General features: G+C 56.6%; 17 protein-coding genes. 11 read left to right on the top strand and 6 right to left on the bottom strand.

Annotated elements, in window-relative coordinates:
* Window positions 1-26: 26 nt before the first annotated feature.
* Window positions 27-794, bottom strand: a complete 768-nt coding sequence (locus tag VF639_RS07870) for a carboxypeptidase-like regulatory domain-containing protein (protein WP_331145348.1) — start codon at window positions 792-794, stop codon at window positions 27-29.
* A gap of 185 nt (window positions 795-979) precedes the next feature.
* Window positions 980-1,675 carry a carboxypeptidase-like regulatory domain-containing protein gene (locus VF639_RS07865; protein ID WP_331145347.1) on the bottom strand — a complete coding sequence of 232 codons (696 nt, stop codon included), beginning with the start codon at window positions 1,673-1,675 and terminating at the stop codon, window positions 980-982.
* 216 nt (window positions 1,676-1,891) lie between these two features.
* Between VF639_RS07865 and VF639_RS07860 the strand changes: the two genes are divergently transcribed.
* The 5 genes from VF639_RS07860 (at window position 1,892) to VF639_RS07840 (ending at window position 12,771) form a co-directional block, all read left to right on the top strand.
* The gene (locus tag VF639_RS07860; protein WP_331145346.1) at window positions 1,892-3,655 is read left to right on the top strand and encodes an amino acid permease; all 1,764 of its coding nucleotides are present in this window, start codon (window positions 1,892-1,894) and stop codon (window positions 3,653-3,655) included.
* A 105-nt stretch (window positions 3,656-3,760) separates the two neighbouring features.
* Window positions 3,761-9,247 (top strand): DUF3320 domain-containing protein, encoded by a 5,487-nt coding sequence (locus VF639_RS07855; RefSeq protein ID WP_331145345.1) that lies wholly within the window; start codon window positions 3,761-3,763, stop codon window positions 9,245-9,247.
* Between the two features lie 2 nt (window positions 9,248-9,249).
* Window positions 9,250-9,864: a hypothetical protein gene (locus tag VF639_RS07850; RefSeq protein ID WP_331145344.1), complete on the top strand. Its 615-nt coding sequence runs from the start codon at window positions 9,250-9,252 to the stop codon at window positions 9,862-9,864.
* A 238-nt stretch (window positions 9,865-10,102) separates the two neighbouring features.
* A complete protein-coding gene (locus VF639_RS07845) occupies window positions 10,103-11,083 on the top strand; it encodes a lipid A deacylase LpxR family protein (RefSeq protein ID WP_331145343.1) in 981 nt (326 codons plus the stop codon).
* Window positions 11,084-11,226: 143 nt separating this feature from the next.
* On the top strand, window positions 11,227-12,771 hold the full coding sequence (locus VF639_RS07840; protein ID WP_331145342.1) for a B12-binding domain-containing radical SAM protein: 1,545 nt from the start codon (window positions 11,227-11,229) through the stop codon (window positions 12,769-12,771).
* 187 nt (window positions 12,772-12,958) lie between these two features.
* Here the strand turns inward: VF639_RS07840 and VF639_RS07835 are convergent, their stop codons facing one another.
* Both VF639_RS07835 and dusB read right to left on the bottom strand, forming a co-directional pair.
* Window positions 12,959-13,918: a DMT family transporter gene (locus VF639_RS07835; RefSeq protein ID WP_331145341.1), complete on the bottom strand. Its 960-nt coding sequence runs from the start codon at window positions 13,916-13,918 to the stop codon at window positions 12,959-12,961.
* A gap of 57 nt (window positions 13,919-13,975) precedes the next feature.
* The gene (dusB, locus tag VF639_RS07830) at window positions 13,976-14,965 is read right to left on the bottom strand and encodes a tRNA dihydrouridine synthase DusB (RefSeq protein ID WP_331145340.1); all 990 of its coding nucleotides are present in this window, start codon (window positions 14,963-14,965) and stop codon (window positions 13,976-13,978) included.
* Window positions 14,966-15,184: 219 nt separating this feature from the next.
* Between dusB and VF639_RS07825 the strand changes: the two genes are divergently transcribed.
* The 6 genes from VF639_RS07825 (at window position 15,185) to VF639_RS07800 (ending at window position 25,235) form a co-directional block, all read left to right on the top strand.
* Window positions 15,185-16,234 carry a CPBP family intramembrane glutamic endopeptidase gene (locus VF639_RS07825; RefSeq protein ID WP_331145339.1) on the top strand — a complete coding sequence of 350 codons (1,050 nt, stop codon included), beginning with the start codon at window positions 15,185-15,187 and terminating at the stop codon, window positions 16,232-16,234.
* Window positions 16,235-16,376: 142 nt separating this feature from the next.
* Entirely contained in the window at window positions 16,377-17,321 is a 945-nt protein-coding gene (locus tag VF639_RS07820; protein WP_331145338.1) for a phosphatidate cytidylyltransferase, read from the top strand.
* 277 nt (window positions 17,322-17,598) lie between these two features.
* Window positions 17,599-18,888, top strand: coding sequence for a Glu/Leu/Phe/Val family dehydrogenase (locus VF639_RS07815; RefSeq protein WP_331145337.1), 1,290 nt, complete (start codon window positions 17,599-17,601; stop codon window positions 18,886-18,888).
* A 327-nt stretch (window positions 18,889-19,215) separates the two neighbouring features.
* On the top strand, window positions 19,216-19,896 hold the full coding sequence (locus VF639_RS07810; RefSeq protein WP_331145336.1) for a phosphatidylserine decarboxylase family protein: 681 nt from the start codon (window positions 19,216-19,218) through the stop codon (window positions 19,894-19,896).
* 589 nt (window positions 19,897-20,485) lie between these two features.
* On the top strand, window positions 20,486-23,698 hold the full coding sequence (locus VF639_RS07805; protein WP_331145335.1) for a SusC/RagA family TonB-linked outer membrane protein: 3,213 nt from the start codon (window positions 20,486-20,488) through the stop codon (window positions 23,696-23,698).
* Between the two features lie 19 nt (window positions 23,699-23,717).
* Window positions 23,718-25,235: a RagB/SusD family nutrient uptake outer membrane protein gene (locus tag VF639_RS07800; protein WP_331145334.1), complete on the top strand. Its 1,518-nt coding sequence runs from the start codon at window positions 23,718-23,720 to the stop codon at window positions 25,233-25,235.
* A gap of 259 nt (window positions 25,236-25,494) precedes the next feature.
* Here VF639_RS07800 and VF639_RS07795 read toward each other — a convergent pair whose 3' ends face one another.
* Window positions 25,495-26,016 (bottom strand): dihydrofolate reductase family protein, encoded by a 522-nt coding sequence (locus tag VF639_RS07795; RefSeq protein ID WP_331145333.1) that lies wholly within the window; start codon window positions 26,014-26,016, stop codon window positions 25,495-25,497.
* A 16-nt stretch (window positions 26,017-26,032) separates the two neighbouring features.
* Window positions 26,033-26,515: a GAF domain-containing protein gene (locus tag VF639_RS07790; protein WP_331145332.1), complete on the bottom strand. Its 483-nt coding sequence runs from the start codon at window positions 26,513-26,515 to the stop codon at window positions 26,033-26,035.
* Window positions 26,516-26,600 lie beyond the last annotated feature (85 nt).

The following is a 26,600-nucleotide window of genomic DNA, read 5'->3' as shown; positions in this document are numbered from 1 at the left end:
GATTTTAAGGGCGGAAAGGTTTGGCATTAGCGGTTAAAAGCGTTCCGGAGACGAAACCATAAAGCCCGAGGATGCCAAGGCCAAGGCTGGCGATAAGCAAGACCACCCACTACTACCACTTCTCCTGCCAGTGCTTGCGTGTCCTGGACTAGCGTAACTACGGCTTTCTGCCCAAGCATGGTAGTCAGGGCTCTTTCCTCCGATATATACCCTATGGAAGAGAACTGAATTACATATTTTGTCGCCGCACGGTCACTTGGTAGTGCCAGTTCAAATGTGCCATCAACGGCCGTAGAAACTCCTGTTTGCGTGTTCTTGAGCAAGACCATTACGCCCGGCAGACCATTACTAGTGCTTTCGTCTACGACCTGCCCACGTAGTAGCTGGTTTGCCGTGTCGGGTGCGGGGTGTACCTGTTGCCAAAGCGCCCCGATTTCTCGTTCGTTGTGAATAAGCAAGCCAGGAGAAACAGCTATTGGTTGTTGCGCTGCAATGGGCTCGGCGGCTGCTTCTCGCAGCCCTAGCACCGTTGCTGTGGCCGCCAGCCACGTCCGCCAGCGCGGCGCGGGTACGGGCGGTGGCAGCAGCGGCCGGCTCAGTTGGTCAGCCCGAAACCGGCCGCAGGTTGAGCTGGACCGGCCGAGCAAGGTCAGGATTTCGGCGTCGGTTTTCTGAGTGAAGTCGAGTACCACTTTGGCGCAGGCGGCGCAGTGGCGGCCCTGGGCGGCGGGTGTCATGGCAGCCCAGCTCTCATGGCAGAGTGTTGGAATAGTGAGCGTGGTACGGGTTGGCATGGCGGCTAGGTGGTGAGGTCTAGCTGTTTGATGCTGCGCCGTGCCGGATTCCACACACGGCGGCTAATTATTTCTAATACTTGGGTGGTACTACTGGCATTGCTGACTTCCGCATAGAGGAATCGTTCAACGATAGTGGTACCACGACCGAAAAAGTCGTGGCACCACTGCGCAATAAGTTGCTCTTACTTCAGCGGTGGCTTTATAGGTGGGTCGTGGCGCATGATCTTGCCCTTAATCTGGCCCCGGCCCGGCATTGATTGTAGGCGAACCGTGAGAGGGTCAGGAGCAGGCGAAGTTTTTATAGCTACCACTTGCTGTTTGTGTACAAACGGGCTGCCTTGTACCCGCAGCACGACCGAGCCGTTCTGCACGGCCTCCCACTCCCGCGGCATCGTGAAGCTGAAGTTGCCTTGCTCATCCGTGACGGCGCCGTACTTGGTGTCGCCGATGAAAATTTCTGCGCCGGCCACTGCTAACCCGGTGGAATCATCTAGCACGCGGCCCCGAATCGTGACCTGGCCTTCGGGCGCGGTGGCGTGGGTATCAGCTTGTTCGGTGGCATCAGCAGCTGGCAGGTTCTGGGGGGCGGTGCTTTGGCAGGCAGTAAGTACTGGCTCCAGCCCCAGCAGCGCTACGGCCGTCACCAGCCAGCGGCGCCAACGGGGCTGCATTACAGGCACCGCTGCAAACTGCCCAGCGCGGAAGAAGCCGCAGACGTTGCCCGCATTAGGTCGTGCCAGCCAAGCCACAACTTCTGCTTCACTCATGCGCGAGAAGTCCACGACTTCGTGCTGGCAGCTGCCGCAGAAGCGGCCGTCGGCGGTGGGGGCCATAGCGGCCCAGGATTTGGAGCAGGGGTTCGGAACGGAGAAGGCCACAGAAAAGAAGGTTGATTTGATGTAGTAGTTAGATGTCGGCTTTGCCTAGATTCTGTAACGACGCAACACAGTCTATCAAAAACGAAAGGCTCAACAAGCATCCTGGCCAATACTAGTGCCCCTTGCGTACGCCTCGGCAATATGCCGCATTAGGGGCTAATGTGCAGCCGCCCGCCAATATTCTGTATCTTTTGCCCTCTCAACCTTTCCACGACTTTGTCTACACCGCTTCCTCCTAGCCGCCTGACCGGCCTTTTTCGCCGCAAAAACCTCGACGACCTCTTGCTTAACCCGCCCGTCGATGCCGACGGCCACGGCGCTACCGGTGGCCTGGCCCGGCACCTCACCGTCCGCGACCTGACGGCCCTGGGTATTGCCGCCGTTATTGGGGCAGGCATCTTCAGCACCATCGGCAACGCCTCGCACGACGGCGGCCCGGCCGTGTCGTTGCTGTTCGTGTTTACAGCCATAGCCTGCGCGTTTTCGGCGCTGTGCTACGCGCAGTTTGCGGCTACTATCCCGGTCAGCGGGTCGGCTTATACCTATGCTTACGCCTCGTTTGGCGAGTTGGCGGCCTGGATAATTGGTTGGGCGCTGATTATGGAATATGCCGTCGGCAATATTGTGGTGGCTATTTCGTGGTCGGACTACTTTACGGGCCTCATGGATGGAATTGGAGCGCACATTCCGGTCTGGCTCACCATGGGCATGCAAAGCGCCCATAAGCACTACAACGAGGTGCTGGAACTGATGCAGGCAGGCAAGCCGTTAGCTGAAGCTACACCCACTCAGCTAGCCGGGTATCAGGCCTGGGCAGCCGCGCCACAATTACCAGGCGGGTTGCGGCTGGTCATCGACTTGCCAGCGGGGCTTATTACGCTGCTTATCACGGCGGTAGTATACATCGGCATCAAGGAGTCGAAAAACGCTTCCAACCTGCTGGTATTGCTGAAGCTGATTGTAGTGGCCACTGTTATCGGGGTGGGCGTGTTCTACGTGAACCCTGCCAACTGGACGCCCTTCGCCCCGAATGGCATTGGCGGGGTACTCAAAGGCGTGTCGGCCGTGTTCTTTGCCTATATCGGCTTCGACGCTATTTCCACCACCGCCGAGGAGTGCAAAAATCCGCAACGTGACTTGCCCCGCGCCATGATTTACGCCCTCATTATCTGCACGGTACTTTACGTGATTATCACGTTGGTGCTCACGGGCATGGTAAGCTACACCGAGCTTGGCGTGGGCGACCCGCTGGCGTTTGTGTTTCAAAAAGTTGGGCTCAACTGGCTGGCGGGGGTAGTGGCCGTGAGTGCCATTTTCGCCATGGCCTCGGTGCTGCTCGTGTTCCAAATTGGGCAGCCCCGCATCTGGATGACCATGAGCCGGGACGGTCTGCTGCCGCCGGTGTTTGCCCGGGTGCACCCTAAGTTTCATACGCCTTCGTTCAGCACCATCGTTACGGGCTTCTTCGTCGGGGTGCCGGCCATGCTGCTCAACATGGACTTAGTTATCGACCTGACCAGCATCGGGACGCTGTTCGCGTTTGCGTTGGTGTGCGGCGGCATCCTCATCATCGACCCGTACGGCAGTTCGAACGCTCGTTTCAAGGTGCCGTACATCAACGGGCAGTTTCTGGTGCCGCTCCTGATGGTCGTTGGCATTGTGTTGGTAGTCAATTACAACCAAGCGGGTATTCAGGAATTTCAGAAAGCCCTCGGCAGTGGCTACGAGGAAGCTCGCCACTACATTCCGATGCTGGTATTCTTCGTGTTCTGCGTGGTGCTGGCGTGGCTGTCGCTCCGCAAGCGGCTGTCGTTGCTGCCCACGCTTGGTTTGCTAACCAATCTGTATTTGATGACGCAGCTTGGCGTGAACAACTGGCTGCTGTTCTTCGGCTGGTTGATCATCGGGCTGGCGCTGTACTTTAACTACGGCTTCAAGCACAGCAAGCTGCGGCTGAAGCACATGCCCGCTGGCCGCTAAGCAGCTTATCGGCTGCGCCTAATAAACCCGCTATCTGGATCAGGTAGCGGGTTTTATCATAGGTTGTGATCTGGCTATACTTACCTTGTCTAAAACCCGTCTGATATGCCTATTGATGCAACTTTAGCTATTCGTCTTGAGAGTTCACGTCAGGAGTTATTGGACCTAGGAATGCGCAACCCCCTGTTAAACTTCCGTCTTTCCAAGGCGCAAGGGGTGGCCGTGGTGCAGGAAGAATCGGCGCAGGTACTGGAGCTGTTGGTGCGGCAGGGCAAGACTATGTATTTTTTGGCGGCGCCAGAACCGCCCAAGAAGAACGGGGCCGCTGTTCAACCCGTAATCGATCTGACCAGTGGCGAACTGCCAGGCCTGGAAACGTATTTCAAGGAAAACCCGCCGTTGCTACCAACCGAGGCGGAGCGCCAGGCAATGCTGATTGATAACAAGCTGCAAACGGCCGAGCCGCTGGCCCGGTTAGAAGCCCGGCTCCTGAATACCTACTACACGGCGCGCACCAGCTTAGAAGAAACCGGGGTCAACATTCTGTATCTGGCGCTCGGGCGTTTGAGCTGGTACGAAACCGAAAGCAGCACCGAGCCCCGGCAGGCCCCCCTGGTGCTGATACCAGTAGCGCTAGAGCGGGGAACTGTAGCGGAGCGGTTCAAGCTCACGCATTCTGGCGCAGAAATAGAAGGTAATCTAAGCTTACAAGCGCGGTTGAAAGGCGATTTTGGCATTGTGCTGCCGTTGCCTGACTTAGAAGAACAGCCAGTAGCCGACTACTTCATCGCAGTAGAGGAAGCCGTGGCAGGCCGTGCCCGCTGGACCGTTGAGGCTGACAGTATCACCTTGGGCTTCTTCTCTTTCAACAAGCTGATGTTGTACCGCGACCTGGACCCGGCCATCTGGCCGGCCACCGCCACCGGCACGTCCACTCTGTTAGGTCATCCGGCCATAGCAGCGCTGCTAGGAGTTGAAGCGGGATTTCCGGATGCTGCGCCGAGTGTAGGCGAAACCGCGTTTCTCGACACCGAAAGCCCGGCCGCCGAATTGCATCAGGTGCTGGATGCCGATTCGTCGCAGCTGCTGGCGCTGCTTGCTGTTCATGAAGGGCGAAACCTGGTGGTGCAAGGTCCGCCCGGCACGGGTAAGTCGCAAACCATTGCCAACCTGTTGGCGGAGGCTATTGGAGCGGGTAAGAAGGTGTTGTTTGTGGCAGAAAAAATGGCGGCGCTCGAAGTGGTGAAGCGTCGTCTGGATAACCTGGGCTTAGGCGCTGCCTGTCTGGAGCTGCACAGCCACAAGACCAACAAAAAAGCCCTGCACGACGAGCTGCGCCGCACCTTGTCGTTGGGGCGTCCAACTCCCGCACCCTCCCTCGACGACCAGACCGCACAGCTTCCGCACTTGCGCCAGCAGTTGAACGCCTACGCGACAGCCGTGAATTCGCCGTTAGGCAGTAGCCGGCGCACGGCGCAGCAGGTAGCCGGCGCCTTGTTGGTTCTGCGCGAGGAAATCAACGGACAGCCCTTACCGCGTCTGGAGTTTTCGGACCTGCCTGCCTGGACCGATGCCGACGCGACCCGTGCCGAAGCGCTGGCGGGCCGATTGCAAGCCACGCTGCAAAAGATCGGACCACCCCCGCAACTACTGTTTTGGGGTACTGGTTTGACCATGTTGCTGCCAGCCGATGAAGAAGCGCTGCTAGCTGAGTTGCGCAACGCGCATACTGCTGTACACAAGCTGCAAACTGTTGGCGCAACGCTGGTTAGTTTATTGAATACACCAGAAGCGCTGGACGTGGCTTCGGTGGAGGCCTTGTGCCCCGTTGCCTGGCAGGCCCGACAGGAGGCGCAGGCCGCACACCAAAGCAACGTTCCAAGTTTCACGGAAAACCTGCAAACGACAGCTACTGCTTTAGCTGACTTGCTGCAACTGCCCGCGCCCCCCGATTGTCCAGCCGTTGAGGCCTTGCTTACCACCGCCCGCCATACCTACGGCGAGGCATTGGTCGCGCATTCAGGGGAGCTACCGGGGGCTATTGTGGCAGTGCAAGCCGCCGCCAAAGCGGTAGCTGCTATGTTGCAGTTGCCCACACCAGTTGACCGCCCGGCAGCGCAAACGCTTGTACCCATTGCCGAACATGCGGCCCTGGCGCCATCGTTGCTAGGTATAGCCATCAACGATGCCTTTTGGACGCAGCCCAACAGCCCTTTGCCAAGCGTGCAGCAAGCGGCGGCGACTTTAAACCAGCTGCATCAGCAATACGATAGGATGCTACTGCCTGACGCCTGGAGCCAGGAGCTGAAAGCTGAGCGGGCAGTGCTTGTTACAACGGGTACCAAATGGTGGCGTCTGTTGAGTGGCGACTACCGGCGGGCCCGCCGCCGCTTGCAACAGCTCTGGCGAAACCCGCTGCCCAAACAACTGACGGAAGTGGTAGCCGCCATTGATGCCTTGCACGAAGCCGCCCGCCACACGGAGGCCCTGCGCGAAATCGACTCGTTGGGCGGTAGATTATTTGGCCCGGCCTGGAAAGCAGAAGCCTCCGACTGGCCCGCACTGATGCAAGCTGCCGACTACCTCACCCACACCCATCAGCTGGTTGCGCAACAGCGGCTGCCCGTGGCTCTGCTAAGTTACCTGGCCACTGGCCCCAACGCCGCGGCCCTAACCGCGCCGCTGGCCGCTCTAACGGCTGCTTTGCCGCCGCATCAAAGCGCGCTGCAAGCTGCCGCCGCAGCCTGTCAGCCCCACGATACGCGCAATTCCGGCCCGAACGACGAGTTGTTCGATCAGCCTTTCGACACGCAGATCCGCGAGGTTATCGCCTGGATTGCCGGTACACCCCGCGCCGACGATGTGGCCGGCCGTGTGGCTGCGTGTGAAGCCGCACTCCAACAATTCATTACAGCCAGCCAGCTAATTGGGGCCGCAGTGCCAGCTTCCAAGCAGTTTATCTTCGGCTTAGACCAAGAATGGGCCAGCCAACCATTTGCCACTCAACTAGCCGCTTTGACGGCTTGGGTAGCTGCTACGCCCCGGCCAGAAAAACTCACGGAAAGCTTGCAAGCCGTGGAAGTTAGCCTGATGGAGCATCGAGATGCCATGCAGGCGGTAAGCAAAGCACTACTGCTCGACGAAGCCCGCCGCTTTAGAAGTGCCGGACCGTTGGCTGCGCAGCCTTTAGCTGATCAAGTGAACTTGCTAGCTGCCTGGAAAACCAACTTGCCGGCTTTGCAGTGGGCTATCGAGTGGAATAACGTAGCGGCTGCCGTACGTGCCGAAAGCCGGCCGGAACTGCTGCCGTTAGCCGAAACCTGGCCGGAAGCTGCCCGGCACCTGGTGGCCGTAGTGCGACAAACCTGGCTGGAGTTTTTGCAGCGCTTGGCGTACACGCAGTTTCCGGCGCTGCCACAGTTCGAGCGGGCCAGCCACGAAGACGCGGCCAGTCAGTTCCGCGCCGCCGACCGCGCCAGCCTCGTGCACAACCGGGCCCGCGCCATGCGACGTCACTTCGACAACTTGCCTAACCAGTTTTCGCCGCAGGCCGGCGGGCAAATGCGGGTGCTCAAAAACGAGTTTGCCCGAAAGGCCAGGCACATGCCCTTGCGCAAGCTGATGCAGCAGGCCGGGCTGGCAGTGCAGGCCATCAAGCCAGTATTTATGATGTCGCCGCTGTCAGTGGCCAGCTTTTTGCCGCCGGGCGCAGTTGAATTTGATTTGGTGGTGTTCGATGAAGCAAGCCAGGTGAAACCCGTTGACGCGCTAGGCGCCATAGCGCGGGGCAAGCAGCTGGTTGTCGTCGGCGATTCCAAGCAGCTGCCGCCCACCAGTTTCTTCGATTCCCTGACGGGCACCGGCGAAGCAGCCGACGAGGAGAACGTAACAGCTGATATTCAAAGCATTCTGGAGCTCTGTAAGGCCCGCCAGATGCCTGAGCGGATGCTGCGCTGGCATTATCGGAGCCTGCATCAGTCGCTCATTGCGGCTTCCAACCATTTGTTTTACGACGACAAGCTGGTGATTTTTCCTAGTCCTGGCGGGCAGGGGCAATTAGGGCTGGTGTATCATCATTTAACCAATACGCACTACGAGCGAGGCACCACGCGCACCAACCCGCTTGAGGCGGCTGCCGTGGCCGAAGCAGTGCTGCAGCACGCTCGCACCACACCCAAGCTCACCCTGGGCGTAGTGGCCTTTAGCACGGTACAGCGCCAAGCTATTCAGGACGCCGTAGAGGTTGGCCGCCGCCGGCATCCTGAAACCGAAGCCTTTTTCAGCCGCCACCCACACGAGCCGTTTTTTATCAAAAACCTGGAGAATGTGCAGGGCGACGAGCGGGATGTTATCCTGATCAGTCTCGGCTACGGGCGCACCAAGGAAGGCTACCTTTCCATGAGTTTTGGGCCGCTCAATGGCGAGGGCGGAGAGCGGCGCCTGAACGTGCTCATCACGCGGGCCAAGCAGCGCTGCGAAGTATTTACCAACCTCACGGCCGACGACCTTGACCTAAGCCGCACCCAAGCTAAAGGAGTGGCGGCTCTCAAAACTTTCCTCAACTTCGCGCAGCATGGGCGTCTGAACCAGAACGAGGAAACCGGCCGCGAAATGGAGTCGCCATTTGAAGAAGCCGTGTATCGGGCTCTTACGGCGCGGGGCTACACCGTGCGGCCGCAGATTGGCTCACAAGGGTTTTACGTCGATTTGGCGGTGGTAGACCCCGATCAGCCCGGCCGCTACGCGCTTGGCATCGAGTGCGACGGCGCCATGTACCACTCCGCCCGCTCGGCCCGCGACCGGGACCGGCTGCGCCAGCAAGTACTCGAAGCTGTAGGTTGGCGCCTGCACCGCATCTGGAGCACCGACTGGTTCCGAGACCCAACCCGCGAAACGGAGCGGGCTATTGAGGCTATCGAGAAGGCTCGCCGCCTGGCGGCCCTGGATGAGCCCGACAAATTAGAAGAGGTGCAATTGATTGAGCATGAGTTTGAACCAATGGGCATTGCGCGTGAAGAAGTGACTGCTGCAACTACAGCAGTGGCTGAGCCTTACCAGATAGCTCAACTTCCGGCGTTAGCGGGCAACCAGGAGTTGCATCAATATAGCTTGGGGCAGCTGGCCAACTGGCTTACGCGCGTGGTGCTGGTTGAAAGCCCCATTCACATCGAAGAAGCAACTCGTCGTCTGGCGCAGGCCAGCGGAGCTACCCAAGTAGGAGCCCGAATTCGGAAGACCGGTCAGGACGCGGCTGTGTTGGCGGTCAACCTGCATTACATACGCCGCCAAGGTGATTTTCTGTGGGCACCAACCATGCAGCCGCCTACGCTTCGTGACCGGGGTAGTCTGCCTGCTATTTCCCGCAAGCTTGCTTTTGTAGCGCCCGAAGAGCTGGCTTGTGCCTTGCGCACTGTGGTGGAGCAGAGTTTTGCGCTACCGCGAGAGGCGGCCTATTTGCCTGCCATCCGTCTGCTCGGCTTCAACCGCCTCAGCGAGGAGATGCGCCAGCAGTTAGATGCGGTGTTAACTGCTATGCTAGAGCAAAATGAGTTGGAAGAGTTGAATGGTGTACTGAAACCGATTGACTGCTAAAAATGGCTGATATAGCCGATCTGCCACCCGGCGAAACCCTGTTCATCACGCTCCGCCTCGCCGGCTCCGTGCCGATGCGGGCGGCGCGGGAGTTGCACCAGCAGCGGCAGGCGGCACAAGAAGCCGCCCGCGCGGCGCCCGACTTTCCGGCAATTCACCGCCGCATCGAGAAGCAGTTTTTCGTGGGCTTTGATGCGCTGCTAAACGCGGCAACGGTAGGATCGGTGTATCTGGAGAAAGAGAAGGTAGCCGACGTCGTAGCCGGCGAGCTGCTCATGCTGGAGGAGCAAGGCTTTATGGTGCCATGCTTCGCCGTGCTGCCCAACCACGTACACGCCGTGCTGCACCAGCCGGCCAGCAGCAACTTGTCGGTGCACAAGGCCTTGGAACTGCTGCACCAGCGCACGGCCGCGCAGGCCCGTCGCATCCTGCGCGGCCAACTACCCGCCGAAGCCGACTTCTGGCAAACCGGTACCTACGACTATGCCATAGCAGATGCCGCCGAGCTGGTCCAGATTCAGCGCTACATCCTCGGCCACGCTGCCCGCCTGAAGATACCGGAACGCTACCACGACTGGCCCTACGTGTACAGCCTGCCGCCAAGCGCCAGTCGCTAAACGGCTGTGGCGCGAAGCCGGCGCTTCGCGCCTCGTTGAACGACCAGCAAGGTCACGTAGCAACGATGTTGTATGAAGAGTCGTCAAGCAGCTTAGTGTTGTGGCGTTTAACCTCGGTAACGGTGCGTGAAGCCAGGACTTCGTGCTATTGCCTCAGAAGCAGCAGCAAACCTTCCTGTAAGTAAGTCCTCTGACGAGGTAGGCGCGTAGGTAGCTTGAACTTCGCTTTTCCTTTCTGATGCGTTATGTGCCCTGGCTGTTCCTGCTGCTTTTCAACTTCGTCGCCATGCCTGCACGGGCACAACGCCCCGACAGCAGTACAACTAGTTCAGATAGGCTCGTAGCGTACAGCTTCGCCAACGATGCCTTTTTTCGCACCGACTATTATTTCACGCAGGGCATGACGCTGCTGCTGGTGCTGCCCGGATTGCAACATTCACCTGTCAATCGGGTGTTGGGGCCGGTGCCAGTAGGCAGCACCCGCTACCACGGTATCAAGCTGCACTATGATGGGTTCACGCCGTTGCGTATTCAAGATGCCTTCATTCGCCTCAATGACCGGCCCTATGCCTCCTACATCTATGCCGACTTGTTTCGGGTAGCAGACCAGCCCGCCCGCCGCCTACGCCTGACAACTGCCGTGAACCTCGGGTTCATGGGTCCGGCTGCCGGGGCCAAAGGCTTCCAAACCAAACTGCACAAGCTGCTCGATGCCCCCACGCCCCGCGGTTGGGACTACCAGATTCAGAACGACTTGGTGCTCGGCTACGAGGCGAAGCTGGAAAAGCAGCTGCTAGCCGTAGGGCGCGGACTGGAGCTGCTAGGCATGACGCAGGCCTCACTGAGTACCCTGCAAACCTACGCCAGCGCCGGCAGCCAAGTGCGGGTGGGTTGGCTGAACCCCTACCTCGACAACCTAGGTGTGGCCAGCCGTAGCAACCGAATTGGGCAGCGGCGGGTGCAATTTTATACGGAAGCACAAGTGGAAGGCCGGCTTGTGGGCTACAATGCTACGTTGCAAGGTGGCCTGCTGCGCCAAGACAATCCGTACACCTTGCCGGCCAGCGCGGTGCGCCGTGCGGTAGCCCGCGGCACCGGCACATTTGGGCTCGGATGGGAAGGGGTACGGTTGGAAACTTCTGCGGTATGGGTGTCGCCGGAGTTTAAAGGCGGCCGCACGCACAAGTGGACGCAGTTGACGTTACAAGCGGCTTTCTGACAAACATTCATTGGCTATTTGTCTTATTGCAGCAAGAAACTTTATTATTACCAGCCAGGTAAGACCTGCCTGCGTAACTGGGTGGTGTACTTTAAAGCGTTAGCTTGCTGAAACTGACTTCGTAATTCTTCTATCTCTGCTAAATGTCACGACTGAAAATAGGCGTAATCGACTTGGTTTGCAAAGGCCCCACCACCACCCTATGGGCCCGCGCTATGCACGCGAATCTGGCCAGTATCATGCCCCAAGTAGTGGCTACCTGGTGCGAAGAGGATGGGCACGATGTGAAGCTGATCTGCTATACCGGCCTGGAAGACCTGCGCAAAGAGCTGCCCAAAGGCGTAGATCTGATTTTCATCAGTGCCTTCACCGAATCGGCGTTGCTAGCCTACGCGCTTAGCAATTACTTCCGCAGCCAAGGCGCCGTAACGGTGCTCGGCGGCCCCCACGCCCGCTGCTACCCCGACGACGCCGTGCAGTACTTCGACTTCGTGCTTGGCTTCACCAATCAGGGCACCATTCAGGAGGTGTTGCACAACTGCCAGCCGCAGCGCCCCGAAGGCAAGCACCTCTCGGCCGGCAAGCAGCCGAGCCACCTGCCCGGTGTGCGGGAGCGGTGGAAGTACATCGAGCCGACCCTGAAAAAAGCGCCGGTACTGAAGATGGTGCCCATGATTGGCAGCGTCGGATGTCCCTACACCTGCGCCTTCTGCATCGATGCCACCGTGGACTACCAGCCCATGAGCGTCGACATCATCAAGGAAGACCTCCGCTTTCTGCTCACCAAATTCAAGAAGCCTGTAGTAGGCTGGCACGACCCCAACTTCGGTGTCCGGTTCCACGAAACGATGGATGCCATTGAGGCGGCGGCACCCCTGAAAAGCTTCCGCTTTCTGGCCGAAAGCAGCTTGTCCATCCTCACCGAAGACCACCTGAAGGTGCTCAACAACCACGGCTTCGAAGCCCTGCTGCCGGGCGTGGAGTCGTGGTACGAGTTGGGCAACAAGTCGCGCACTTCCCGGCTGGCCGGCGAGGAAAAGGTGAAGCGCGTAGCCGAGCACGTCAACCTGATGTTCAAGTACGTGCCGTACGTGCAAACCAACTTCGTGCTCGGCCTCGACAGCGACATGGGCGACGAACCGTTCGAACTCACCAAGAAGTTTGTGGACCTGGCTCCGGCCGCCTTCCCCGGCTACTCCTTGCTGAGCGCCTTCGGCGAAGCGGCCCCGCTCAACCTCGACTATCAGCGCAACAATCGGGTGCTGCCGTTTCCCTTCCACTTCCTCAACAACCACCTGGCCATGAACGTGAAGCCCGCTAACTACGAGTGGGTGGACTTCTACGACAAGGTCATCGACCTGACCTCCTACACCTTCTCGAAGAAAGCCATTTACCGACGCTACATGGCCTCGCCCTCGCGCGCCTCGAAATGGATGAACACCATGCGAGCTATATCGTCGGAGGGCTACGGCCGCATCCGGTTCTTTAAGCAGGTGCGGGAGAAACTGGTGCACGACCGGGCCTTCCGGCAATACTTTGAAGGCGAGTCGCAGGAACTCCCTGCCTTCTACAAGCAGATCATCCAAAACGACTTAGGCATTTGGTGGGAGTGGCTACCAAAAGGCGCCATGGAGCACAACCAAAACGCCTACCTGCACAAGAAAAACGGCACAGCGCTAACGGCCTAGTTTAGTTGCGAGTTATCGGTTGTCGGTTGCCAGTTAGGGCGTCCTGCTCGATCTGGCGTCCGCTTGTCGAAGCATCTCTATTGCTTCGTTGCAGTGCTATTCCTACGCCTGCGCCGACGCCAGATGAGCAGGACGCCCTAACTGGCAACCGGACAACTCGCAACTGGTAACTCACAACCGGCAACTCTTATTTAGCCCGGTGGATAATGGCGACGCTGGCTAGAATAATCACCATGCCGAGTAGGTGCCAGAGGTTGAAATCTTCGCCGTCGAGCAGGCCCCATCCCAGGGCTACGATGGGTATGAGGTAGGTATTGGAGGCGGCAAAAAGGGCGGTGGAGCTTTGGATGAGCTTGTTGAAAAGCACCATCGCCACGGCCGTACTCATAGTAGCCAGCAGGGCAATATAGCCGAAGGCCGGCCAGGCGCCCGGCACCGAAGCCAGCTTGGGCAGGAAGTCGGTGCCGAGCAGCAGGAAAGCCAAGGCCGGACCGCCAATAAAGAGCAGCAGCAAGCTGGTGACGGCCACCGCCGGAATACTGTGCAAGTGGTTTTTGATGATGTTCACGCTTATCCCGTAGCCGAAGGTGGCTAGCACGATGTAAAGGCCGTACCAGGCATTGCCTTCTCCGGTAGGCGTGGCGGCCCCGCCGCTGCCGCCTAACAGCATTAGCACCACGGTGCCTACTAGCCCAAGCACAATACCGAGTACCCGCAGCCCCGTCAGCTTCTGCCCGAAAAAGGCGGCGCCTACCACCAGCGTGAACACCACCGTCAGGGCATTGAGCACACCCGCCAGCCCCGAGGCCAGCCGGGTTTCGGCGTAAGCAAATAGAAAGGCAGGAACCAGAGTGCCTACCACCCCGCTGAGCAGCAGCCACTTAATCCGGCTCCGGTCCACCTTGCTCACATGCTTCAGCGCGAAAGGCAGCAGCAGCAGTGCCGCCACACTCACACGCGCCGCTCCTAGCTCCAACGCCGAAAACACCACCAAGCCTTTCTTCATCAGAATAAAGGAAGTACCCCAAATGCTAGCCAGAATAACAAGCAGCCCCCAAGCCGAAGCCGGAATCCGGTGGGGTGGGGGCGGCGCTACGGGCGGCGAAGATGGAGCCGTGGTAACGGCCGGGGCGGGAGGAGTGGGCATGAAAAAACGGAGTTGAGCAGACGCCAGATAGAGCATGACGGTCTGTTAACAGAACAATTACCCCACCAGAACGGGCTCGGCGGCAATGATTTCGTCGAGAATGGCGTGCACTTCCTCCACAGAGTCAGTCTCAACGAGGCGCATACGCCAGCTTTTGGCACCTTCGAGGCCGCGGAAGTATTGGGCGTAGTGGCGGCGCATCTCGAAGATGCCCACGCGCTGGCCTTTCCACTCGATGCTCTTGTCGAAGTGCATACGGCACATGTTCACGCGTTCCTCCACGGTGGGTGGGGCCAGCAGTTCGCCGGTGGCCACGTAGTGCTTTACCTCCCGGAATATCCAGGGGTAACCAATGCTGGCCCGACCAATCATGACGCCGTCTACGCCGTAGCGGTTTTTATATTCCACGGCTTTTTGGGGCGAGTCGATGTCGCCGTTGCCGAAAATGGGAATGCGGATACGCGGGTTTTCCTTGATGCGGGCAATCAGGCGCCAGTCGGCGTCGCCCTTATACATCTGCACGCGGGTGCGGCCGTGCACCGTAAGCGCCTCGATGCCAATGTCTTGCAGGCGTTCGGCTACGTCTTCCACGTTTTTAGTGGCGTCGTCCCAACCGAGGCGGGTTTTTACAGTCACGGGCAAGTGGGTAGCCCTCACGACGGCCGAGGTCATTTCCACCATCTTCGGGACGTCGCGCAGTAGGGCAGCACCGGCGCCGCGGCAGGCTACCTGCTTCACGGGGCAGCCGTAGTTGATGTCGATCAGGTCGGGGCCGGCCAGGGTGCTGATGCGAGCACACTCGCCCATCGTCTCCACGTCGGAGCCAAACAGCTGAATGCCGATGGGCCGCTCGTAATCGAACACGTCGAGCTTTTTGCGGCTCTTGGCAGCATCCCGGATGAGGCCTTCCGAGGAAATAAACTCGGTGTACATCAAATCGGCGCCGTTGGCTTTGCACACGGCCCGGAACGGCGGGTCCGACACGTCCTCCATGGGCGCGAGCAGCAACGGGAAATCGGGCAGAGCAAGGTCGCGGATGTGTACCACGGATAGGGAAGGTTAGCGGATTTTCAGCAAATTTACGACATATCTAGTGCTTAGCGCGTCGTGCCTGGTGCTTTGGTCGTTCTTCTGCTGCATTAGCTTGCTGTGAACAACAAGCTACAGCACGCTTGAACACAACCCGCCGGCCCCAGCCTAATAGCCTTGAAACAAGCCACACTACCAACTGAGCACTATATACCAAGCACTAAGCACCAAAAAAACATGAAAGGTTTCGTGTCCAGCCGTTTGCACCCTTTTGCCAACTTATTGCTGCTGGTTGTGCTGATGCTGCTGGCTGCCTGCGTGGCCGGCTTTCTGATGGCCGTATTTAGTAATCTACTGTTCGGCGTGGGGTTACTGGAAATCGGCAACGTCACCAACAAGCCCGATACCTACGCCAATGGTTGGGGCGTATCGATGCTTACGCAAGGCGTGTTCTTGTTCGTGGGTTTTGGGGGCGCGGCGCTGGCACTGCCCCTGCTGACGGGCTACTCCTGGCAAGAATATTTTGCTCCGCGCCGGCCAGTGCCGCTGAAATGGTTGTTGCTGGCTGGTGGCATCATCCTGCTGAGCGTGCCGTTCATGTCGGGGCTGGTGGAGTGGAACGCGAAAGCGCATTTCCCCGGCTTCTTGCAAGGCTTCGAGAAAAACGCCCGCGAGATGGAAGACCGGGCGCAGGTGCTTACCAAATACCTGACGCAGTTTACCACGTTCGGGCGGTTTATAGTGGGCCTGATTGTTATTGCGGTGGTGCCGGCCATTAGTGAAGAACTGGTCTTTCGGGGCGTGATTCAGCGTAATCTGGTGCAGTGGTTCAACTCCCGGCACGTAGGCGTGTGGTTGGCTGCCGCTATTTTCAGCGCCATTCACTTCCAGTTTTTTGGCTTTGTGCCGCGCTTTGTGTTGGGCCTCGTACTCGGCTACTTATACGAGTGGAGCGGCAACATCCTGGTACCCATGGCGGCCCACTTCACGCAGAACGGTTTCCAGATCGTGCTGCTCTATATGCAGCAGCGCCAACTCCTCAACACCGCTACCTTCGACCCCGATTCTACCGAGGCCTTGCCGTGGTGGTTGCAGCTGCTGTCCTTGATTTTGACGGGGATGCTGCTCTGGCGGCTTTACCAGCACACCCTGCGCCCCATTGCCGATCCGCTGCCCACGCAACTGCGCACCCTCAGTGGTGGTGGCGTAGCTTCCCATACCACTCCTGCGGCTCCTGTTGTTGGTCGCACCATCAACCACGAAGGAGTGGATGTTACTAAAGGTTAGTTTCTGGTTTACGGTTGCTAATTCTAAAATTATCGTTCCGCTAAAAGCTGCAGGTTATTCGTTGCCATGCCAGCAGAAGCTGGTGGAGTAGCAAGTAAAGGCCAGCAGCAAGCAATCAGAAATTTCAACAAACTCTATTCCCTTGTCCGACGCACCTACCGCCACTACTGCCTCTCCCGAATCCACTGCGCCGGGCAAAAAACCGATGTCCAACCTCTCGCAACGGATACTATTTGCAGTTATTGGCGCGGCTATCCTGCTGTTCTGTGTGTGGTACAGCGTCTGGACGTTTGCCTTGTTTTTCGGGCTCGTGCAGACGCGGATGCTGTGGGAGTTTTACCGCATGATGCGGGAGGCAGGCTATAAGCCGGCGGCGCTATTGGGGGGTGGTATTAGCGTGCTGATTTTCGCTTCCTTTTTCTTCTTCAGCGTTGAACAGGGCGGTCCTAACAGCTTCGATTATGTAGCTTCTTCTGGCTGGCACACAGTTATTTTTCCGGGTTATCTGTTAAGCGCACCCATCATACTGTTGCCAATCTTGCTGATTCTGCGTGAGATGTACGCGTGGCCCCGCAAGAATCAGGAGATAAACCCATTTGCCAACGTAGGTATCAACTTGCTAGGGTTGCTGTATGTGAGCCTCCCGATGAGCTTTTTGAATGTGGTTTCCTATGGCCCGGCCGGCTACGACTACCGCCGCGTCCTGGTGCTGTTGCTGCTCGTGTGGTCTTCGGATATTGGTGCCTACGCGGCCGGCAAAACCTTCGGCAAGCACAAACTGGCCCCGAAAATTTCGCCTGGTAAGACTTGGGAAGGCGCCATCGGTGGGTTCTTGCTTACGCTCGGCATGGGGTGGGCGCTCGGCTACTTGCTACCCGAATTGTCCGTAACCTACCGCTTAGCAGTAGCCGGCGTAGTAGCCGTCTTCGGTCCCCTCGGCGACTTGGCCGAATCCATGCTCAAGCGTAGTGTGGGCGTAAAAGATTCGGGCCGTATTATGCCTGGCCACGGCGGGCTGCTCGACCGGTTCGATGCCTTTCTTTTTATCCTGCCGGTGCTGGCGCTGCTGCAATTAGTAGCCGGTTGAATAAAATAAATTATGTGATTTTATAATTGTCGGATTGGAATTTGCAGAAGCGTTATTAGCTGTGTTATAGCTGTTCATAATATAGTGATTCGTAAATGGTTAACGTCGTCTCCCCTGTTGAGGCCGAGATGGTAGCACCTCGTTGTGCCGCTTCTCGTATGTGCGAAACCCACTACCTTTGACCTGTCAAAAATCTCGCGCGCGGCTGTGGTATCCCACCGCTCATAGCTGCCGTTTTTTATTTTCTTCCCCACCCCCAACCCCAATCCTTACACGTATGGCTGCCACCACGGTGTACAAAGAACCGGCTCCACTTTTGGACCGTGAAAACCCCCTCGAATCAATGATGTCACGTTTCAACGTGGCCACCGAAATCCTGGGTCTCGATGATGAAACCTACGAAGTGCTGAAAGCGCCCGATAAGCAGGTAATCGTACACATTCCCGTTACGATGGACAACGGCAAGGTGCGGGTCTTCGAAGGGTACCGCGTTATTCACAACACCATCCTTGGCCCCTCAAAAGGCGGCATCCGTTACGATAAAAACGTGCACCTCGACGAGGTAAAGGCCCTGGCTGCCTGGATGACTTGGAAGTGCGCCGTAGTCGACCTACCCTACGGCGGTGCCAAAGGCGGCATCATCTGCGACCCAACCACTATGAGTGCCGGCGAAATCGAGCGGATGACTCGTGGCTATACTATGGCCATGAAAGACGTATTCGGTCCCGATAAAGATATTCCGGCCCCCGACATGGGCACGGGCCCGCGCGAAATGGCGTGGCTGATGGACGAATTCTCGAAGACAGTAGGTGCCACGTCGCCGGCCGTCGTGACGGGTAAGCCGCTGGTAATGGGTGGCTCTTTGGGTCGTACTGAGGCTACGGGCCGCGGCGTAATGGTATCGGCGTTGGCCGCCATGAAGAAGCTGGGCATGGACCCCAAGCAAGTGTCAGCAGCGGTGCAAGGATTTGGTAACGTAGGAACCTGGGCGGCCAAACTCCTCAGCGAGCAGGGCGTCCGCATCAAGTGCATTTCCGACATCAGCGGTGCTTACTGGAACGAAGCCGGTATCAACATCGACGATGCTGTAGCCTACAAGAACGCGCACAAAGGCCGGCTCGATGGTTTCACTGGCGCGGTTCTGATGGAAAACGCCGATGACCTGCTCACCACCGACGTAGATGTGCTGGTGCCCGCTGCCGTGGAAGACGTCATCACCGAGCACAACGCCCACGACATCAAAGCCAAGCTAATTGTAGAAGGCGCCAACGGCCCCACGGCTGCTTCCGCCGACCCAATCATCAACGAGAAGGGCATTATGGTGGTGCCGGATATTCTGGCCAACTCCGGGGGCGTAACCGTGTCATACTTCGAGTGGGTACAGAACCGCCAGGGCTTCAAGTGGACCGAAGAAATGGTGACCGAGCGCGCCGACCGGATCATGTCGGATGCTTTCGAGAAAGTATATGCTACCTCTCAGAAATATAAAGTGCCGATGCGCATCGCCGCTTACGTGGTAGCCATCGACAAAGTAGCCCAGACCTACAAGTTCCGCGGCGGCTTCTAAAAGGTGAAATGGTGAGGCAGTGAAATAGTGAATTCAACGTATTAATCGTGCAGTTGGCGTAACTCGGGCCGGTAGCGCAGACCGAACGTTGAACTCACTATTTCACTGCCTCACCATTTCACTATCTCAGCCTCTATATTTGCTTTCGGATAGCCCGGACTGTTCGTCCGGGCTATCTTTGTGTAGTTCAGGTTGGGCCGCTGCGAGAAAGAGCAGCGGAATTTTAAATTGGCACGTATCAGAACGTACTGCTGTTTGCTACACGAGTTTCTAGTACATGCGTCTGAATCAGTGAAATCACGATTAATCAGCGCAAACCAGTGATCTATGAAGATACACAAAGAAGGCCGACGTATTCTGTTTTTTACCCTGTTGGCGCTGCTGGCTGTTAACCTGCTGTTGTTTCGCGTGAATTCCCGACACGCCACATTCAACCAGATTTTTGCGGGTATTTCGGTAGCTGTGTTTCTGACGCTGCTGCAATTTTTCCGGAGCCCGGCCCGCCGCCTTTTCACCCACGAAGACCTCATTACGGCCCCGGCCGATGGGAAGGTAGTGGTAATTGAAAATGTGCAGGAAACAGAGTATTTCAATGATGAGCGTAAGCAAATCAGCATCTTCATGTCACCAATTAATGTGCACATCACCCGCAACCCGATTTCGGGTATTGTGCGCTACTTCAAGTACCATCCGGGCAACTACCTGGTAGCCTGGCACCCCAAGAGCAGCACCAAAAACGAACGGACCACCGTCGTAGTGGAAAGCGAAGCTGGCCCCTTAGTCCTGTTCCGCCAGATTGCCGGCGCCATGGCCCGTCGCATTGTGTGGTATGTAAACGAGGGCGATGAGGTAAGCCAGGGTGAAGAGTTCGGCTTTATTAAGTTTGGCTCCCGCGTTGACATTTTCGTGCCCATCGACACCGAGGTGAAAGTGCAGCTCGGTGAGAAAGTGAAAGGCGGTCAGACCGTTATTGCACAATTGAAAACCGAAACGCCAAGCCTTTTCTAGGTTACACAACCTGCGATAGGTTTTAGGAGCGGCCCATCATGCACTTTGCATAGTGGGCCGCTCCTGTTTTAGCTTTCCACCGAGTAAAAGCCATTTATTTTCTGACTGTCATGCAATGGGCAAGAAAGAAGTGGCGCGATGTAATTTTTAGCGGAAGAGCTTGGAGGGTGCTGTGAAGTTGCTTTTCTAGCAAGAAGATAGCACTGCCGCTTAAGAGCACAGCTTTGACCTGCGAATTTTAAAGTCAATAAAAAGATTTGATGATTGAAATGGATAACGTTTAGTGCGCGTAATTCAATCGTTTGCGTATAATTGCATCTCGTAGCCTGATTCATAGAAGTTAGGCTACCGTACGGAGGAGCAACACAGTAGTGGTGTTGCATTGCGCGAGGTTGGGGCGGGAGGTAGAAGAGCTTGACCATTCTATTGCCTTTGTTGCCAAAGAGGTTGTTGCTGCCACCCAAAAGCTAGCTTATGACAATACTACAAATTGGTCGGCCCGCTTATTTAAACATAAAAACTTTCCTACTTAACATGTTGATGGTCAGCATGGTGTTCTTCCATTCTTCACAACACTTAACTGATTTTTATGGCCAAATCTACTTTCCCTAAGCTGTTTTCGCTCTTGCTGCTTTGCACGCCCAAGCCTGGTTTGGCTGTTGCAGAGAGCCCCCTGGCGAATGCCTTGGCGCGCACCCGTGCCGAACGCATAAAAACAGATATTCCGTTGAATTTTTCAACGCAAACGATTGCACGAGCTGATTTTTCGTCTGGCAATGAAAGGTTGGTGCCGGTTACGGTGCGTGGTCGCGTAATTGGTCCGAACAACGAGGCTATTCCGGGCGCAACCATTGTAGTGAAGGGCAGTACGCTCGGCACAGCCACCGACGCAGACGGCAACTTCACACTGAACCTGCCCGATGGCAACGCCACGTTGGTTATTTCCTCGATTGGGTTTGCCAACCAGGAAGTAGCTGTGAATGGCCGCAACGAGCTAAATATCACGCTGCAAAACGACACCAAGGCCCTCGATGAAGTGGTGGTAGTCGGCTACGGTACGCAGCGCCGCGAAGACGTGACGGGCGCAATATCGTCAGTGAAAGCCGAGGACATTCGTACCCAGGGTTCCAACACGGTGCAGAAGTCGCTGCAAGGGCGCATTGCGGGGGTACAAGTGGAGTCGTCGGGGGGCGACCCTGGCTCGGGGGTGCGAGTGATTATCCGGGGCGCTGGTTCGCTCAACAACAACAACCCGCTCTACATTGTGGACGGGGTGCAGGTCGATAATATCAACAACCTCCAGCCCACCGATATTGCTTCGTTCGACGTGCTGAAAGACGCTTCTGCCGCCGCTATTTATGGCTCGCGGGCGGCCAACGGGGTAGTGCTGATTACGACCAAAGGCGGTAAGAAAGGCGAAAACCGCATCGACGTCAATGCTTACTACGGGGTGCAGCAGATTGCCAAGAAGATAGATGTGCTAAACGCTTCTGAATGGGCTACAGTAAGCAATGCTGCACATAACAATGCTGCTTTGTATGATCCTAAAATTAAACCATTGGAACTTGCTCAGAATCCTGAAAATCTGGGTGCTGGTACCGACTGGCAAAAGGAAATTTATCGTACTGCGCCCATGCAGAACTACACGGTTGGAGCCAGTGGGGGGAGCGACAATTTCACCTACAACTTGTCGGGCGGCTATTTGGATCAGCAGGGTATCGTGAAGGAAACCGACTATGACCGTTGGAATCTGCGCTTGAAAACTGACTATACTAAAGGTCGGGTGAGGTTTGGCGAAACTATTATTCTGTCGAGAGAATACTGGCGTACTATGGCTGGCGGCTGGGGCGGCCAAGGCGGCAACCCTGTTGGCTCGGCGCTGAAGATGATCCCGGTGTTTGACGTGTATGATCCTACCGCTGTTGGCGGGTACGGTGGGGCTTACGGCCCAGTGGTAAACGTCGCCAATCCGGTGGCGCAGCTTAACCTGGAGATTCCCGAAACTCGCAGCACAGTAGCCATTCTGAATGGCTTTGCGGAGGTGTCAATTATCAAAGGTCTCAACTATCGGCTTAATTTAGGCTATACAGGTACCTTCGGCGCTAACAGCGACTATACCTATCCTTACAAAGTAGGTGCCCTATTTAATAACACGGATGCCGACTTATACCAACGCAAAAGCGAGCAGAACTATTTCTTGCAGGAACACACGCTGAACTATAGCAAAGTTTTCGGTAAGCATAGTGTGAATGCCCTTGCGGGTTACACTTATCAAAACACGAAATACAATGAGCTCAACGGTTACAAAAGCGGTGGCTCTCCCGGAATTATGGTTCTGGATGCTGGCACCACGAACACGGCTAGTGGAGGCAGTGCCTCCGAGAGCGTGCTACTTTCCTACCTGAGCCGTCTGGTTTATTCCTATGACAACCGTTACGTAGTGACTGGTACTTTCCGTCGGGATGGGTCCTCGCGCTTTGGGCCAGCGTATCGCTACGGCAACTTCCCATCAGTCGCGTTGGCCTGGAATGTAGTAAATGAGAGCTTTTTCCAACCTCTGCAAAATGTGGTAACCAATTTCAAATTACGATCTAGCTACGGCATCCTGGGTAATCAGGAAATTCCAAACTATCAGTACACTCCCTCTATCAGAACCAATGCCAATTATGTGTTTGGCCAGACGCAGCAGTTGTGGTCGGGCTCAATCCAAACAGCCTTTGCTACGCCAGATATCAGGTGGGAAAAATCGAAGACCTTCGGTATTGGTACTGACTTAGGCTTCTTCCAAAACAAGCTAAATCTGACGGTTGATTACTTTAAGCGCACCAATTCGGACGTTTTACTTCAGGTGCCAATCCCTTTGAGTACGGGTGCGAGCGGTAGTAGTCCGTACATCAACGCCGGGCAAATCACCAACAAAGGATTGGAAGCTGCCTTGTCGTATAACAACAAGGTGGGCGAGTTCAACTACCAGGTGACGGGCACTTTCACGGCCATCAACAACAACGTTGATTTCCTTGGCACGGGCACGCAGCAGATCTTCGGCGGCCAGCCGACCCACCACGGCGCCTCGGCCACCGTCACGCAGGCTGGCTACCCGGTGGGCGCTTTCTATCTGATCAAGACGGCGGGCATCTTCAATTCCGAGGATGAAATCAATGCCTACAGCAAAGAGGGTAAACTGATTCAGCCCAGCGCCGAGCCCGGCGACATCCGGTTTGTGGATGCCAACGACGACGGGCAGATCGACCAGAACGACCGGCAGTACTGCGGCAGCCCCACGCCGAAGTTCAGCTACGGCTTCGGCTCTAATTCTTCGTGGAAGAATTTTGATCTGAGCTTCTTCTTCCAGGGGACGTATGGCAACAAGATCTACAACGGCGCCCGCGAAGACTTGGAAGGGATGAACCTGGAGTTCAACTACTCGCCGGCGACGCTGAATGCCTGGACTCCGGATAACCACACGAACTTTCCGCGCGCCGTCATCAACGACCCCAACCTGAATAGCCAGACCTCGAACCGGTTTCTGGAGAGTGGCTCGTACTTGCGGATGCGGACCTTGCAGCTGGGCTATACGCTGCCCAAGAGCCTGCTGAACACGGCCAAGATGAACAGCTGCCGCGTCTACATCAGTTTCGATAACCTGTTCACTATCACCGATTACACGGGCTTCAACCCTGACCTGGGTCGTTACAACGCTAGTGCTACGGGTGGCGATATTCTCGCACGAGGCGTAGACTTTCCTCACGTAGCCTACCCGCTGGCGCGGACGTCGCTCATCGGCGTGCAGGTTTCTTTCTAACAGCTAAACTTCCCCAACGATGAAACGAATTTTGTATACCTCCCTTTTGGTGCTAGGCCTTAGTGCCTGCACGAAAGATCTTGAGCAGGTAAACCCCAACACCATTGTCGAAACCAATTTCTGGAAAACCGAAGCCGACTTCATGTCGGGTCTGGCGGCTACCTACAAAGTGTTTCACGATGTGAACAACGGCTATTTCGGGGTGCGGGGCATAGAAACCATCAACGGCCGCGGCGACGACTTTTTCATCCGCAACGACGTGAAGGATTTGTACCAGCTCTCCACCTTCACCAACAACGCTACTACTGGCACCCCGGGCTCGATTTTCACAGGCTTCTACACCGGTATTTTCCGCTCCAATCAAATCATCGAGAAGGCCGCTGCGGCCACTGCTCTCTCCGATGAAGCGAAGAAGCAGTACGTGGCTGAGGCGCAGTTTCTGCGGGGCCTGAATTACTTTTTTGCCGTCATCAACTTTGGGTCAGTGCCCATCATCACCAAAGTGCCTGTGCAGCGCTCTGAGTATTTTGTAGCGCAGTCGCCGGAAGCGGACGTATGGGCGCAGGTAGTGAGCGACTTACAGGCTGCCGCCGCGGGACTACCTACCGTGTACCCCACATCGTCGGTGGGCCGCGCTACGAAAGGTGCCGCGTTGGGCATGCTAGGGAAAGCCTACGTGTATCAGAAAAACTGGACCGAAGCAGAAAAAATCTTCAAGCAGCTAGCGCAGTTGAGTGGTGCACCACAGGCTCCCTTCACCTACGATCTGGTGGCTAACTTCGAGGACAACTTTCAGAAAGGGAGCGACAACAACGTAGAGTCGTTGTTCGAGATTCAGAACCAGAACGTGGGCGGCTCGCAGCCGTGGGCGGGTGAAAACGCCAACGAAGCCCTCGGGGTAACGACGGCCCAGGAATTTGCCCCGACTGAAGTAGCCGGCTGGTTTGAAGTGTCGCCCACCGATAAGCTCTTCAACGAGTTTAAGAAGGAGAAGACGCCCGCCAACGACTTCGATGCCCGCATGTACGCCACCCTGGTGTGGGATTATCCGGGCGCCATGTATTACAACAAGCCCTTCAAAGATTTCAAACTCGTCTTTGGCTACAGCTCCCTGATCCGCAAATACCAGAACTGGCACGACAACAACGAAGGCATCTACATCTCGGAGATAAACGAAAAGGTGTTGCGCTATGCCGACATTCTGCTGCTTTACGCCGAGACCCTAACGATGCAAGGCCGTACCAACGAGGCGTATCCGTTGGTGAACCGTATTCGGACGCGGGGTAAGTTAGCTCCTTTGGCCGCCGGCTTCTCCGCCAGTCAGATGATAAATGAAATTCGCCATCAGCGCATGCTGGAGTTCTTCCGCGAAGGTCAGCGTTTCTATGATTTGAAGCGTTGGGGCATATTGGAGCAGGAAATCAAGAACAGCGACAAAGTGGGTAAGGAATTCTTCACGGCGAAGCACGCCTACTTCCCTATTCCACAAGGGGAACTGAATACCAACCCCAACATCACGCAGAATGCTCCCTGGTAAGGAACTCTGTTAGTCTGCCGATTCCGCATTGATAAGCAAGAAAAAACCGAGTGACTCCAAAGTCGCTCGGTTTTTTCTTGCTTATCAATGCGGAATTGTGTGTCAGGAGTCGGCGGCGGATGGCCTTTGAAGGAGCCAGCCTATGGCTCCAGCACGTTGTTTGGAGAACAGATGAGAACGACCCCGTTATTCTTAGATACATAATAAACTGCTGGATATGGTAGTCCAGGGTGCTAGTTCATCGGGAAATATACCGGCTTCAAGCTAGATTATAGTGAAGCAGTGTCATACCGTCGGGCCAGGTGTGGGTTCGGAGCAACTGCAGCGGCTGCGCGGGGCCCTGCCGCCACAGCGGAATACCTGCGCCTAGCAGCCGGGGCACTACAAACAGCATCAACTCGTTGACTAGCCCGGCGGCCAATAATGGGGCTGCTAGCGTACTGCCGCCAATAAGCCAGATGGTTTCGCCCGCCTCGTGCCGCAGCTTCCGAACAAACTCAACCGGCTCTTCCACCACAAACCCAACGGATGGATGCGTGGCCTCCTGCGGGGGATTTTGGGTGAAGACATAGTTGGTGAGCCGCGGGTAAGGCCATTCGCTAAAGCCGAGCACCTGCTCATAGGTGGTGCGGCCTAGCAAGGTAGCATCAACAGTGCTTAGGAAATCAGCATAGCCATAATCCTCGCCGGGTGGCGGAGGGGGCAGCCAATCCACCGAGCCGTCGGGCGAGGCAATGTAGCCGTCGAGGCTGGCAGCAATGTAAAAAACAACTTTGCGCATACGCTAGAAAGCAAACCTAAAACCAGCGTGCCGCCAGTGTCATGAGCTGCTCCAAGGCCTGCTGATCGTCTTGGTCGAAGTCGTTGAGCTGGTCGCTGTCGACGTCGAGCACGGCTACTACGGTGCCGTTGTTGATCACTGGCACCACAATTTCCGACTTCGATTCTGAGCTGCATGCAATGTGGCCGGGAAACTGCTCGACGTCGGGTACCAGCAGTGTGGCTGCTTGAGCCCAACTGCTGCCGCACACCCCTTTGCCGTGCCGGATGCGGGTGCAGGCAATCGGTCCTTGAAATGGCCCTAATACCAATTCGTTGTCTTTCACCAAATAGAATCCAACCCAAAAAAAACCGAAGGCTTGCCGTAGCGCCGCCACGGTGTTAGCCAGATTGGCTACCAAGTCTGGCTCGCCAGTCGTGAGGGCTTCAATCTGGGGCAGGAGCTGGCGGTATTGCTCGGCTTTGGTGAGGGTGGTATCGAGCGTGAGTTCTTCGGCCATTGTACTGTAAAGGTGACAGGTGAAGGAATGACAGGTAACAGGAAACCGGTAAGAAGGATTTCCTGCACCGTAGAAGTAGCAGCAG

The organism is Hymenobacter sp. (genome assembly GCF_036387835.1).
Classification (GTDB): domain Bacteria; phylum Bacteroidota; class Bacteroidia; order Cytophagales; family Hymenobacteraceae; genus Hymenobacter.
Note: the sequence above shows the minus strand (reverse complement) of the source record. Positions and strands in the feature narration are given on the sequence as shown.